This window comes from Paenibacillus nuruki, assembly GCF_001721045.1.
In the GTDB taxonomy this organism is placed as follows: domain Bacteria; phylum Bacillota; class Bacilli; order Paenibacillales; family Paenibacillaceae; genus Saccharibacillus; species Saccharibacillus nuruki.
The window spans coordinates 99,723-113,832 of record NZ_MDER01000046.1 but is presented as its reverse complement, the minus strand read 5'-3'; the positions used below and the strand labels follow the sequence as shown (position 1 = coordinate 113,832).

The following is a 14,110-nucleotide window of genomic DNA, read 5'->3' as shown; positions in this document are numbered from 1 at the left end:
CCATTTTACCAACTGATTAATTCTACAGATTATTATTTAAGATGAATTTTCAAAATAAGAGATTGTAAGTCATTTACTGCACCAGGTAGTTCTTCAATCGACTCAATCATATCTTGACCATCAGGGACGATAATAGGAGTAATAATAGGATACCCTGCGGCACGAATCGTATCACGATCGAATTCGAGTAATAACTGCCCTGCTTCTACTTGATCACCTGTTGCTGCACGAACATTGAAGCCTTCGCCTTTGAGACCTACCGTATCAATACCTACATGAATCAGAATCTGTACTCCTGTCGCATGCTCAAGAATCATCGCATGTTTACTATTTGCCATAATATGAACGACGGTTCCAGCAAAAGGAGCTACAATCTTCCCATCTGTCGGTTCAATTGCGATTCCTTGCCCCATTTGTCGCTCAGCAAAAGCAGGATCAGGCACTTGTTCCAACATCACAGCTTCACCTGTTACAGGAGCGAACACTTCCAAAACATCGACAGCATCTGCATCGCTTGTAGCTGTAGGCTTAGAACCGGATAATGCTTGTTGCGCTGAACCTTTTACCGATTCAGTAGTAGTTGGCGTTGTTGCTTTGGATACTGTTTGGTTATCCTCTGCTAAAGCCTTATTTTGCTGGCGACGTACTATAATCTTGCCGTAAATCAACGTTAACGTAAATGGAACGATCAATACAATCGCCATCCCGATAAAGAAGATGCCCCATTGATCCGGGAAAATAGACAAGAATCCAGGAATACCGCCGACTCCGATCGAATACGCCAATACATGATTAATCGTAAGCAATACACCTGCTATTGCTGAACCGATCATACCGAATACAAATGGATATTTGTAACGGATATTGACTCCAAAGATCGCGGGTTCTGTTACACCGAGAAAAGCAGACACAGACGATGTTATCGCTAGACCTTTACTTTTTTGATCTTTCAAAATTAATACCATCGCTAGTGCACCTGCACCTTGAGCAATATTAGACAGTGCTAACATCGGCCATAAGAACGTACCACCTTGTGTTCCGATCAACTGTACATCAACAGCAAGGAAGGTATGATGCATTCCTGTAATGACAAGTAGTGCATACAATCCACCATAGATCAGACCACCTAGAGCAGGAACAGTGTCAAATACATAAACAAAGCTACTTGTAATTACATTACCGATTGCAAAAGTAACCGGACCGATCACTGTAAACGCAAGGAAACCTGTAATTAACAACGTAATTGGAGCTAATAATAATAGCTTGAATGAATCGGCTATTCGCTTATTTAAAAAGATTTCAATACGTGATAATACGTAAGCGGATACAAGTACAGGCAACACTTGCCCTTGATAACCGATTTTGTTAATTTCCCAACCAAATAGATTCCATACAGGAACTGTACCGCTATTAACTGCATCAGCGTATTTGTAAGCACTCATCAAATCTGGATGAACCAGAATCAGACCGAGCACGATCCCGAGTAATGGACTACCGCCAAACCTCGTGGTGGCTGACCAACCAATCAGTACAGGTAGAAAGGTAAAGGCTGTACTCGCTATCGTATTTATAATAGAAGCAAAATCTTTCCACTGCGGATAGACATCAACTAAAGATAACCCTTCAAAGAAAATACCTGCACCGGTCAGAATATTATTAATCCCTAATAACAGACCTGCTGTCACAATCGCTGGCAAAATCGGAATAAATATATCTGCTAGTGTTTTGATGGCACGTTGGATCGGGTTTTGCTTTTTACTGGCTGCACTTTTAACGTCGTCTTTGGAAGCACGGTTGCCGCCCGTAATCGCTATCATTTCGTTGTACACTTTATCTACTAACCCCGGGCCAATAACGACCTGATACTGCCCTTGTGAAGAAAATTGCCCTTTTACCAGATCATTTTGATCCAGTGCATCTTTATCTACTAGACTATCATCATGCAAAGCAAATCGTAATCGTGTTACACAATGTGTAGCGACTTCGATATTTTCTTTGCCACCAACTGCGGCTATAATCTGCTCTACACTTTTTTTATCGATACCTGCCAACTGACCCCACTCCTTCAATATATCTACATTTCAATATACTAACCAAGTAGAACAGAAAGAATCTGTTCTACTTAGCTTATAACCATATACTTTGTTAATGGATAAGCCACATATAAGAAGCATAAGGTTCCAAAATCAGTGAATGACTTAAAGACGGCGTAGCCATTGTGTTACCAATTAATAAGCGAGCGGACTGTAATGATTCTGCACTATATTGTTGTGTGATCGAATCAGGTAGATTAAATATAGCTTGTTGCTCACTAAAATTAGAAATAACAATCATTCGCTCATGCTGATTACAACGTGTATACGCAAATATCTGAGGATGAGACTGATCTAATCGTTCATATGTACCATCCGTAAGCACTTCAATCTCCTGACGAAGTGTAATCAATTGACGATAATGATGATAGACGGAGAACGGATCATGAAGCTGAGATTGTACATTAATGTCTGGATAACGCTCATCGACTTTGATCCACGGTGTTCCTGTCGTGAATCCTGCATGAAGACTATTATCCCATTGCATTGGTGTACGTGAATTATCGCGTGAACGTTCACGAATAATATCTAACGCTTCGGCTGCTGTTTTGCCTTGTTCCTGTAAAATACGATACATATTTGTAGACTCAATATCTCGAAATTCTTCAATACTGGACCACTGCGGATTAGGCATACCAATTTCTTCACCTTGAAAAACATAAGGTGTTCCTTGCAAGCCATGTAAAGTGGTTGCTAATAATTTGGCACTTTCTACTCGATACTGATCGTCATTCAAGAATCTTGATAAAGCTCTAGGTTGATCATGATTGTTGAAAAATAGAGCGTTCCATCCTCCTCCTTGTTGCATGCCTATTTGCCAGTGGGATAATAACGATTTTAACGCTTCAAAATCATACGGCATTAATTCCCACTTCTGCCCTTGCGGATAATCAACTTTGAGATGATGAAAATTAAAGGTCATCGAAAATTCATTTTCTTCAGGATTAGAATAACGAATACAATGTTCTAATGTTGTAGATGACATTTCCCCTACTGTTACTGCTTGATAAGGTTCAAATACTTTCTCATACAACTCTTTCACATACTCGTGTACTCGTGGCCCATCGGTATAAAATTTACGACCATCTCTTATCGCTAGCTCACCTTCGTCTGTATCGGTTGGGAAATTCTGATCTTTGGAGATCAAATTAATCACATCCATCCGAAATCCGCTAACACCCTTATTTGCCCAAAATGTGAGTAAGTTAATCACTTCTTGTCGAACTTTAGGATTTTCCCAGTTGAGATCTGCTTGCGTTTTATCAAATAACGTCAAAAAATATTGTCCACTTTGCTCATCATATTGCCATGCTGAACCGCCAAATTTGGACTGCCAGTTGTTAGGTACTCCACCATCTGGAGCAGGATCACGCCAGATATAATAATGACGATACGGATTATCTTTGGATTTCAAAGCTTCTTGGAACCAATGATGTTCTGTTGAGGAATGATTAACCACAATATCGGTCATCAAATACATATCTCGTGCTTTAATTTCGGCTATCAATTCTTCCATATCTTCCATCGTTCCATATTGAGGATTGATTTGGTAGTAATCAGCTACATCGTAACCGTTATCATTTTGTGGGGAAACATATACAGGTTGCAACCAAACAATATCAATACCCAGTTGCTTCAAATAATCTAACTTTTGGGTTACGCCTTTGATATCACCTTTGCCTTTACCTGTCGTATCATTAAAGCTTTGTGGATACACTTGATACACGACCGATTTGCGCCACCAGTCTTTGCGAGTGATCTCTATAGATTGTGTAGATAAAGCATTCATAGTCTATTTCTCCTTAAGTAAGGTCACTATAGAATTTCTACAATAAGAACTTCTACAACAGCGCTTACAGTCAACTTGTATATACAGGATTATATTCTTGTATATACAAGTTGTCAACGACTATTTATTTTGTATATGTAGAAGGTACATCAGATTGCTAGATAGCGATCCATCAAAAAAGACGATCATACAGTTAAGTTCCCTGTACAATCGTCTTTGGATAATCTTTATTCTTTACATTTCATCATATTGAGCATTAGAAGCATTATTTTTGCGGAAAATCTCGTAGATTTCGGCTCCACGTCCTGTTGATTCATCGACTAAGACTAATATAGCTCCTTCATTCACACGTTCATCATAATGGCGCGCATCTTCTTCAGGAACACCGTATCCTACTAATCCACCAGCCAGTCCACCTGCGCCCGCACCTACAATCGCACCTGTAAAGGTAGCGGCTATTGGCCCAGCTGCCAGAATAGGACCTATTCCGGGAATGGTTAGTGCTCCTAATCCGATCAATAACCCTGCTACTCCACCTAACACTCCGCCTGTAGCTGCACCCGAAGCCATTCCTTCTGCGGTATCCATTTGAGTATCTTGTTCAATACGTTCAATCTCTTCATGATCTTTAGCAATCACAGAGATATCTTGTTCTGTAAATCCAGCCGTTTTCAGATCTTCTAATGTAGGACTCACTTGAGTTTCATTATCAAATACCCCTACGATTTTATCCAACACTTTATCATTTTGATCCATGATTATCATCCTTTAATGATCGAATTTAAAATATGTATTATACGAACTCAATAGATATATACCGTTACAAGGTATGGAGATATTTTAAACATAACCTCCTTTGACTAAACATATAGCGATATACCATCATTAACCTTACATGTGTAAACGCATACAACTAACATTGATTATTTTTATTTATTTTGTAAGCGTTATTATATTTATAAAATAAGAATTAAATACTTTTATAACCCAAATCGCTAATGATATGACAGCAAATTTTACATACTTATTGATCTTTTTAGAACCTATACCTACCCACTCTAACGTCTACAAACCCAGTACTGACAAGGAATATGCAGATTTTGTTGCACTACTTCATGATTCACATATTTACGCTTCACCGGTTATCTTCCTACAATAAGAGTATACACATAGCGATATACCGCTTCTTTATTATTCTACTGTTCCACAAGAAAGGAGGACTATGATGCAAAGAAATGTATCGAATACAATTCATAACGACTCGATTTCTGAAGTGACTGTCACTGAGCGACGCAAGTCTCTTTGGAAAAGAATTACACGTAATTGGGAATTGTATCTATTAATTGCTCCTGCGTTTTTGTACTTTCTTATCTTTCATTATGGACCTATGTATGGTATTCAGATCGCCTTCAAAAACTTTCTTCCTGCACGAGGTATAGCCGATAGCCCATGGGTAGGCTTTACTCATTTCAAGCGTTTTTTTGAATCTTATTATTTCTGGGATTTATTATGGAATACGTTAAGTATCTCCTTATACGAATTAGCAGTTGGTTTTCCTTTACCTATTTTATTAGCACTCGCTTTTAACGAAATTAAAAATGGATTTTTCAAACGTACGGTACAAACGGTAACATATGCACCTCACTTTATCTCAGTTGTAGTGATGGCTGGAATTATTATTACCTTCCTGTCTCCTTCTACAGGTATCATTATCAAATTTATAGAATGGGCAGGATTTAGTGCACCGAGTCTACTAACAGATCCCGCATGGTTCAAAACGATGTATGTCTTATCCGGTGTCTGGCAAAGCACAGGCTGGGGGACTATCATTTACCTTGCTGCACTGTCTGCGGTCGATCCACAGCTTCATGAAGCCGCTATTATGGATGGTGCAAGCCGTTTCCGTCGTATTATCAGTATTAATATTCCTACGATTATCCCTACGATTACGATTTTATTGATTTTGAGTATAGGAAGTATTCTCGGTGTTGGGTTTGAGAAGATTCTATTATTGCAAAATGCACTGAATATGAGTTCTTCTGATGTTATTGATACGTTTGTATATCGAACTGGACTCATTAATGTACAATACAGCTTCTCGACTGCGGTAGGTCTGTTTAATTCCGCTATCAATGCGGTTCTGTTGATCACTGTCAATCAGATTGCTCGCCGTACAACCGAGCACAGTCTATGGTAATGTACTGTTCACGAATACGATACTAAGGAGGATACGCTATGGCTGCTGTGATCAAAGAATCGAAAACAGATCGTCTGTTTCTGATCTGCAATTACCTCTATGTAGCGATTGCTTTTGTGCTTGTTCTTTACCCTGTCGTGTACATTTTAAGTGCTTCGATCAGTACACCTTCTTATGTGAATTCAGGTGAAATGTGGCTACTCCCTAAAGGAATTACATTTGAAGGATATATGAGAGTTTTTGAAAATAGTAAAATCTGGGTCGGTTATGGCAATACGATTTTGTATACGGTCGTCGGTACGCTAATCAATCTATTGGTCACTTTACCTGCTGCCTATGCTCTAAGCCGTAAAGATTTTGTAGGACGTGGCTTTTTTATGGGAATGTTTCTGGTCACGATGTTTTTCAGCGGTGGTCTTATTCCGACCTATCTGATTGTCAAACAATTAGGGTTGGTCAACTCGATGTGGGCATTAATTTTACCAGGGGCTGCTTCGGTATGGAACATTATTGTGGCTCGTACGTTTTTCCAATCTACTATTCCGATCGAACTACAAGAAGCGGCTCATATGGATGGTTGTACCAATCTACGACTATTTCTAAAAATTGTTGTCCCTTTATCCACTCCGATTATTGCCGTTATGGCTTTGTTCTACGGTGTAGGTCATTGGAACAGTTATTTTAACGCTTTGGTTTATTTAAATGATCAATCCAAATATCCGCTGCAAATGGTATTAAGGCAGATTCTAGTCTTGCAAGAAATGTCTACTTCAGCTCAAGGAGCAGCCACCAGTGGTGAAGCCGCAATGGCGATGAATGCCAAAGCCGATATGGCAGCATTACTGAAATATGCAGTCATTATTGTTGCTACATTACCTATTATTGCTGTCTATCCTTTTGTTCAACGTTATTTTGTACAGGGCGTTATGATAGGATCAGTGAAAGGGTAAGCGTTTACGATCGAAAGTCTACTATCATTTACAAGGAGGATTATTATGACAAATCAATCTCCATTCCGAGTCCGTTCAACCTTTATGCGTAAAACAGGTACAGTCGCATTATCATTGGTATTAGGAACCACCCTACTTGCTGGCTGTTCGGGCGGTAAAGCCGAAGAAGCCGCTAACTCCAACTCGGCTGCCAATGTAAGTAAAGAAGGCTTTCCGATTGTTAAAGAGCCGATCACATTGTCGATGATGGGACCTGATGTTGGGCTACAGAACTGGAAAGACATGCCTGCTTTTAAAGAAATGGAAAAGTTAACGAATGTTTCATTTACCTTTGAGAATCCACCACTGGATAGCTTTGAAACGAAAAAGAATTTGGTCTTTGCTAGTGGCGAATATCCCGATATCTTCTATGCTTCTTCTCTAACACAAGCTGATGAAGTCAATTACGGAAATCAAGGGATTCTTGTACCTCTAGAAGGTCTAATCGATAATTATGCACCGAATCTCAAAAAGATTATGGATGAAGACCCTTCTATTCGTAAATCAATCACTACACCGGATGGTCATATCTACTCTTTACCGGTTATCAATCAACAAAGTATCTGGTATCGTAGCCCGATGTGGTATAACGGTGACTTCTTAGAAGCATTGAAAGTAAAAGATTTACCAACTACTACAGAAGGACTGTATGACTTACTGGTTCGTTTCCGTGATGAAGATCCGAATGGAAATGGCAAAAAAGACGAAATTCCATTATCTTCTGTTAAATTAGACGATATTCGTTCATGGTTATTAGGCGCATGGGGCATCTATGGCGAAGATATCTATAATGATGCCAATGGCAAAGTCCATTTTGCTCGTACCGAAGACGGCTATCGTGAGTTCTTAACGTATATGAATCGTCTCTGGAGTGAAAATCTGCTAGATCACGAAGCATTCTCACAAACACCGGATCAGAAAAAAGCCAAAGGGGCTAACAATCAACTGGGTCTGTTCCAAGATTGGCATGCGTATTTCACCCATGGCGGTAAGCCAACGACCAAAGACCCGATGTTCGTTCCTGTGAAAAGTGATGCAGTAGACAAACCAGCCGTTGCTATTCATCCCGGTTTATCGACAGGTTCCTTTGCGATTACAGAAAGCAATCCTTCCCCTGAAGCGTCAATGCGTTGGGTAGATTATATGTACAGCTATGAAGGCGCTATGCTGTTTGATAAAGGACCCGAAGGTCTTATGTACGAGACTGTTAATGAAAAAGATCATACGAAGAAATGGAAAGAGCTACCAAGTCAGTACAACAGCCGTGAAGATTACCGTGGCACATTAACACCAAACTATGGTACACCTGCTCCTACTCTACTAAGCCCTGATTTGCAAAAAGGGTTAAAAGAAGATTTTGATACATGGGTAGATAAACAAAATGATGAGAAAATTCTGGCTTATGATCCACAGCCACCATTTCCTATTCTGTATCTAACACAAGAAGAACAAGCTGAAATTTCTAGTCTACGTGCAGATATGGATACGTATATTGAGCAAATGGAAGCCAAATTTGTTACTGGTCAAGAGCCATTAACAAGTTGGGATACGTATCTAGCCACCATCAAGCAAATGGGTGGAGATCGAGTTGTAGAGATTTATCAAGGAGCTTATGATCGCTGGAAATCAAGCTAACTTAGCCGTTCCTCTCTCATACTTTAATGTACAACAATAAACACACCAAAAGACCTCTTTCGCATAACATAGCGATTGAGGTCTTTTTTTCAAAAAAATACGCACTATGCTTATACTTTAACCGGTACTATTATTGATCGGCAGATTCTGGTTTTCATTCTGTACACTTTGCTTACGGTATTGTCCGGGTGTACAGCCTGTTTCTTTTTTAAATTTACGAATAAAATTAGCTGTATCCAGATAACCGACACGTAAAATAATATCTTTGAGCGGATCATTGGTATCGTTCATCTGCCGGATCACTTCATCCATACGTAACTGCCAGACATATTGAGAAAAGGTATAGCTCGTCTTTTCTTTGAACGTACGACTGAGATAGGAGCTGGAAATAGAAAACTGTTGAGCCACTCCTTCTAGACTAAGAGCATAATCGCAATATTGTTCTTTGACATAAGCAATCACTTGATCCATCAGCGATAATTGCTTGGTTTCTTCTTTGTGCTCTGCACATGTACAAATTCGTGCAATCAGAAGATGTAACTGTTCTTCTAACTCTTCTGTCCTTTCAAACGAAGCTAGCTTTGGCATATCGCGTATACTTCGGATTAATCCTACTTCTGAAGCCGCTTTGAGTACTGTATTTAATAAATCAAATAAAACGCAACGCATCAAGGAAAGAGGTAAAGCTTGAGAGCGCACATTGGCTACAATCGTCTGCACCATATGCGAAGCCACCATAATATTACCTTGCTTCAAGCTTTGAGATAATTTCAACAACGACTCATTAGTGATCCAATAATGCTCACCTGAAGGACGATCCGCTTCACTATTCAATTGATCAAAATAGGTGACACTGTGCTGTGTATCCGTCAAACGATATTCCATCGCTGTAGCCGCTTCGATAAACGATTGATTCAACTCATCTAAGCGCTCATAACTGGTTCCTACCCCTACTGTAGGCAACGTATAATAATGTTCAAATACAATTTCTCTAATCGCTTCTACAATCTGCTTCATCTGTTGCTGACGTTCCACCTCGCCGATATGATTCCAGCAGACAGCCAAAGCTAACCGATTTCCAGAAGAATACTCGATTCCGTAAATATGCGCCTCTAGATGAGAAAGGTCAATTTCAGCTAAAATATCCGGTAAAAATAAATAAGGATCTAGTAATTTGTCTAATCGCTGTGTTTCTATCACATCAAGATCCGTGTCCTGAAGCGTAGGAGTGTACCTTCTTTCTGATAACATATCACTGGCGACAATCATTACAAAGTATTGCTGATGATCTGCTTCTAATCCCAGACTATCAATTAAACGGATCGTTTCTGGGTCTTCTGGCTTGCCATGCTTCATTAAGAGTAACAAACATTGATGACGGACATATGGTTCTTGCATATCCATCTGATGACGATAATCATGAAGCGTATTTTTGATCCATGTCCATTCATTCGAAGTAGAATTAGATATCGAAGGAATAGTGGCATGATTGGTTTTCTCTTTGGCAAATTCGACCAGATCACGTAATGGATGATACTGTCTACGGGCAAGCAGTACAGCAATCGGAATCCCTGCTATAGCAATCAAGGCAAACACCAGCACAATTAAAGTCTGAATATGAAAAATCCGACTAAAAAATTGATCACTTGGCATCGTAGTCACATATGTCCAACCATTTTGCGCTGACGTAACGGCTACTACAGATTGCGGTTTGCCGTTAAGCATCATACTGTGAATCCCTTCGCCCAATCCTGAAAGCGTATTCAATTCTTCATTCTGCACAGGTTGATCATGATTGTTGACGGTAAGTACCTGCCCTTTATGATCGAAAATATAACTATTTCCTTTAAAATCATTCAAAATCGAATCCATCATACCTGTTAACTTGGATTCTTCAATTAAATAGACTACAGAAGCATACGGATACGCATCCGTCGGCTTGATCGGAACAATATGTAACAGCATCGATCGCTGGCGAGAATGAGTACCCAATTGCTCCGTTAAACGGGTCATGGGATAATTGATTTTGTTCAGATCGTGATTGATCTGCGCTTCTGTCCAATTGTTAAATTGATACGTTCGACCAAACACCACATTTACATTACTCAATCCTTGTGAAGAATAGATGACAGTATCATCATGAAAATAAAGAAACAGCTCATCCACAATCGAACTATTTGCCCGATATTGAGCCAGCGTATTAATCGATTCACGGCTGTAATAAGGATGCTTAACCATGTAAGCCGTTAGGTTGTTGTCATAGCTAATTCGAGCAGCAATATCACTTAACTCTTTCATCCGTCCATCAATCGTCATACGCACCTGACTTAATTGATTAACATTGGATTGTTCTATTTCTGTACGCAGACTTTTGACTGCACTTTGATAGACTAGCACCGTAATCAAAATCAGAGGAATCAGAAAAATAAGCAAATAAGACAACATGTAACTACGTAACAACCTTGAACTTGTACGCTTTGGATTCATCTGTTCCCTCCTCATATCAAACGCAATTACGTCATGATTATTGGATCATCTATATCACTTTTACATGTATTCAACAAATGTTCACCTTTCAATTGTAACTTATTTTGCTGGGCTGAAAAGGTATTTTTGTGATTTGACTACAAATTTAGTTCTTTTTGATCATAAATAAATGCTAAACAATGCTCTTAAGATTACATCACATTTACAATAATAGTTATGTTTATACGTATCTTAAATTTTTTCTGTTCCTTTTTATCCATTTTCTGTTATACTGTTGGTGAAATCCCGAATAGAAAGGATGATTCATAATGATGACTATTGAACGTACACCCCATCACACGCCGTATATGACCTATTTCCAATCGGGAGAAATGCGCGGATAACGTAAACAAGCTCCCGATACTACAAAGGAGCTAATTCAATTGAATATTAATGATTATGGATATAACGATGATTTCGCTACATCATTTGCCCAACAGGAAACGTCTGAACGTTTGATTCCTGCACGTATTAGTGCTGTGTTCAAACATGTATACCGGGTGGTATCAGAAGACGGAGAACAACTTGCTAAGCTCAAAACGTCTTCGTTTCGTGATGCTACTCGTGTAGATCGCCCTTCAATCGGCGATTTTGTCGCTCTTGAAAGCCATCCTGGTGACACTTCGCTTATACATGAAGTATTAACGCGAAAAACCATTATTTTGCGTGATGACCCTGATGTGGGTGAACAAGTGGTTGCAGCTAATTTTGATTACTGCTTATTGGTATGTTCAGCGAATGATGATTTTAACCTTAATCGGATCGAACGGTACTTAACGATTGCATGGAATAGCGGAGCACAACCTATTATTGTCGTAACCAAAAGCGATCTAACCGATCAATTGCATGATTATCTCGACCAATTAGAAGTTGCTAGCTTCGGTGTTCCTGTGTATCCAGTGGATAGCATTCATGGCGAAGGACTGAATGAACTGCAAGCACACTTTTCTGCTGGTGATACACTGGTATTACTCGGTTCTTCGGGAGTCGGCAAATCTTCACTGGTGAATGCACTGGCTGGCGAATACAAAATGAAAACAAATGAAATTCGTGAAGACGATGCCAAAGGTAAACACACCACTACCCATCGTGAATTACATTTGCTTCATAACGGCATCATCGTTATCGATACACCGGGAATGCGTAGCCTTGGTATCGGACAAGCTTCGACTGGACTGGAAGAAACGTTCCAAGACATCGAATCCTTAGCCGAACAATGTCGCTTCTACGACTGCGCTCATACCTATGAACAACCGGACTGCGCTGTCCAACAAGCATTAACAGACGGCACCCTTCCACAAAAACATTACAACAACTGGCTCAAACTCAAAAAAGAACTAGCCTACAACGAACGTAAAAATAACGTTACTCAATTACTCCAAGAAAAACAAAAATGGAAAACAATCATCAAAGCCCATCGTGACAATCCCAAAAAACGAACCAAACGTTAATATCGTTTGTCACCTCATCGATCTCGATGATCCAATCAATATAACCAAACAATTTTCATATGCTAAAATCACTCATCATCCATCATATCTATACAATGTTCCACCCAAGCTGTCTGTCCCAACAGACAGCTTTTTTCAGTATATTTTTATCATCTCCCCCCTCCTAAAACACGCAAACACCCTCATCTTTTCCTTTACTACCTCCTCCTCCTCCCTGACTTTAATTCCTCCCACAATCCACCGTCAGAGCGAAGCCAATAGAATCGTTCTGAAAGAGCGAAGCGCTCGCCTTTGCAATGAAATCCCCACCGCAAAGCGGTATATTCAAGGGATTCCATTGCAACAGCGACGACAAGAACGATTCTATTAGCGCAACGCTCCCTACCCCCACCAGAATTAAAATCCCCTTTTTATACATTTTCATTGACTAACCCCTAAGAGAAGCGTAAAATTTATGATTGCGATTATATTGTACGTTAGTGCCAAATTAAAATTTTTATATATAGGGTGATGAATATGTCTACGAGTCCATACCGGATTTTATTATTTTATAAATTTGTCAAAATTGATGATCATGAAGCACTTGCCGCAGAACATTTGAAATATTGCAAAAACCTAGGAATCAAAGGAAGAATTCTAATCGCACCAGAAGGTATTAACGGTACATTGTCAGGTGATTTTGAACAAACAGAGCAATACATGAAAGACTTGCTTGAAGATCCACGTTTTGCTGATACGGTATTCAAAATTGATGAAGCTGAAGAACATGCTTTCAAAAAAATGTTTGTCCGTCCCAAAGATGAGTTAGTAACGTTCCGTTTTGAAGAAGAATGGGATGCGAGTGAATTTACAGGTACACACCTTTCACCTAAAGAATTCTATGAACAACTTCAACAAGAAGATGTTATTGTTCTAGACGGTCGTAACGATTATGAATACGATATTGGTCACTTCCGTGGAGCGATTCGTCCAAATGTGGAATCTTCTCGTGAATTCCCTGAGTGGATTAGAGAAAACATGAGCGAGTTCAAAGACAAAAAGATTTTGACGTATTGCACAGGTGGCGTACGTTGTGAGAAATTGACTGGCTTTCTAATGAAAGAAGGCTTCAATGATGTAGCTCAATTAGAAGGCGGAATTGTAACCTACAGTAAAGACCCTGAAGTACAAGGACGATTATTCGATGGAAAATGTTATGTGTTCGATGAGCGCATTTCGATTCCGATTAATCATACAGACGAAGATGTTATTATCGGTAAATGTTATCACTGTGCAGCACCAACAGATGATTATATTAACTGCCCTACTTGTAATTTACAGCATGTTGTATGTGAATCTTGTAAAGAAGAACACGAACACTTCTGTTCCGATGCTTGCCGTGAGCAAGTCGCAGTTCCTGCTTCTAACTAATTGATTTCATCACAAAAAGC

Annotated in this window: 10 protein-coding genes; 5 read left to right on the top strand and 5 right to left on the bottom strand. The window is 39.5% G+C overall.

The window, feature by feature from the left end:
* Positions 1 to 32 precede the first annotated feature (32 nt).
* The 3 genes from treP to PTI45_RS14190 form a co-directional block, all read right to left on the bottom strand.
* Positions 33 to 2,051 carry a PTS system trehalose-specific EIIBC component gene (gene treP / locus PTI45_RS14200; protein ID WP_069328257.1) on the bottom strand — a complete coding sequence of 673 codons (2,019 nt, stop codon included), beginning with the start codon at positions 2,049 to 2,051 and terminating at the stop codon, positions 33 to 35.
* A gap of 94 nt (positions 2,052 to 2,145) precedes the next feature.
* Positions 2,146 to 3,882 carry an alpha,alpha-phosphotrehalase gene (gene treC / locus PTI45_RS14195; protein WP_069328256.1) on the bottom strand — a complete coding sequence of 579 codons (1,737 nt, stop codon included), beginning with the start codon at positions 3,880 to 3,882 and terminating at the stop codon, positions 2,146 to 2,148.
* 234 nt (positions 3,883 to 4,116) lie between these two features.
* Complete coding sequence (locus PTI45_RS14190; protein ID WP_069328255.1) at positions 4,117 to 4,638, bottom strand: general stress protein; 522 nt, start codon at positions 4,636 to 4,638, stop codon at positions 4,117 to 4,119.
* Positions 4,639 to 5,107: 469 nt separating this feature from the next.
* Between PTI45_RS14190 and PTI45_RS14185 the strand changes: the two genes are divergently transcribed.
* The 3 genes from PTI45_RS14185 to PTI45_RS14175 are packed head-to-tail and all read left to right on the top strand — an operon-like array spanning position 5,108 to position 8,703.
* A complete protein-coding gene (locus PTI45_RS14185) occupies positions 5,108 to 6,079 on the top strand; it encodes an ABC transporter permease (RefSeq protein ID WP_069328254.1) in 972 nt (323 codons plus the stop codon).
* 38 nt (positions 6,080 to 6,117) lie between these two features.
* A complete protein-coding gene (locus PTI45_RS14180; RefSeq protein WP_069328253.1) occupies positions 6,118 to 7,029 on the top strand; it encodes a carbohydrate ABC transporter permease in 912 nt (303 codons plus the stop codon).
* A 45-nt stretch (positions 7,030 to 7,074) separates the two neighbouring features.
* Positions 7,075 to 8,703 carry a type 2 periplasmic-binding domain-containing protein gene (locus PTI45_RS14175; RefSeq protein ID WP_083243544.1) on the top strand — a complete coding sequence of 543 codons (1,629 nt, stop codon included), beginning with the start codon at positions 7,075 to 7,077 and terminating at the stop codon, positions 8,701 to 8,703.
* A 117-nt stretch (positions 8,704 to 8,820) separates the two neighbouring features.
* Here PTI45_RS14175 and PTI45_RS14170 read toward each other — a convergent pair whose 3' ends face one another.
* Positions 8,821 to 11,190, bottom strand: coding sequence for an AraC family transcriptional regulator (locus PTI45_RS14170; RefSeq protein WP_069328252.1), 2,370 nt, complete (start codon positions 11,188 to 11,190; stop codon positions 8,821 to 8,823).
* A 422-nt stretch (positions 11,191 to 11,612) separates the two neighbouring features.
* Between PTI45_RS14170 and rsgA the strand changes: the two genes are divergently transcribed.
* Entirely contained in the window at positions 11,613 to 12,680 is a 1,068-nt protein-coding gene (rsgA, locus tag PTI45_RS14165) for a ribosome small subunit-dependent GTPase A (RefSeq protein WP_069328251.1), read from the top strand.
* Between the two features lie 220 nt (positions 12,681 to 12,900).
* Here rsgA and PTI45_RS14160 read toward each other — a convergent pair whose 3' ends face one another.
* Positions 12,901 to 13,104: a hypothetical protein gene (locus tag PTI45_RS14160; RefSeq protein WP_069328250.1), complete on the bottom strand. Its 204-nt coding sequence runs from the start codon at positions 13,102 to 13,104 to the stop codon at positions 12,901 to 12,903.
* 92 nt (positions 13,105 to 13,196) lie between these two features.
* On the opposite strand from PTI45_RS14160, the gene trhO reads away from it, so the two are divergent.
* Entirely contained in the window at positions 13,197 to 14,090 is an 894-nt protein-coding gene (trhO, locus tag PTI45_RS14155; RefSeq protein WP_175425189.1) for an oxygen-dependent tRNA uridine(34) hydroxylase TrhO, read from the top strand.
* Positions 14,091 to 14,110: the final 20 nt, after the last annotated feature.

What these genes read in the sequence shown, in the direction of transcription:
- trhO (WP_175425189.1), top strand. Translation starts at nt 13,197, where the DNA reads ATGTCTACGAGTCCATACCGGATTTTATTATTTTATAAATTTGTCAAA.
- treC (WP_069328256.1), bottom strand. Translation starts at nt 3,882, where the DNA reads ATGAATGCTTTATCTACACAATCTATAGAGATCACTCGCAAAGACTGG.
- PTI45_RS14180 (WP_069328253.1), top strand. Translation starts at nt 6,118, where the DNA reads ATGGCTGCTGTGATCAAAGAATCGAAAACAGATCGTCTGTTTCTGATC.
- PTI45_RS14170 (WP_069328252.1), bottom strand. Translation starts at nt 11,190, where the DNA reads ATGAATCCAAAGCGTACAAGTTCAAGGTTGTTACGTAGTTACATGTTG.
- PTI45_RS14175 (WP_083243544.1), top strand. Translation starts at nt 7,075, where the DNA reads ATGACAAATCAATCTCCATTCCGAGTCCGTTCAACCTTTATGCGTAAA.
- PTI45_RS14190 (WP_069328255.1), bottom strand. Translation starts at nt 4,638, where the DNA reads ATGGATCAAAATGATAAAGTGTTGGATAAAATCGTAGGGGTATTTGAT.
- PTI45_RS14185 (WP_069328254.1), top strand. Translation starts at nt 5,108, where the DNA reads ATGCAAAGAAATGTATCGAATACAATTCATAACGACTCGATTTCTGAA.
- PTI45_RS14160 (WP_069328250.1), bottom strand. Translation starts at nt 13,104, where the DNA reads ATGAAAATGTATAAAAAGGGGATTTTAATTCTGGTGGGGGTAGGGAGC.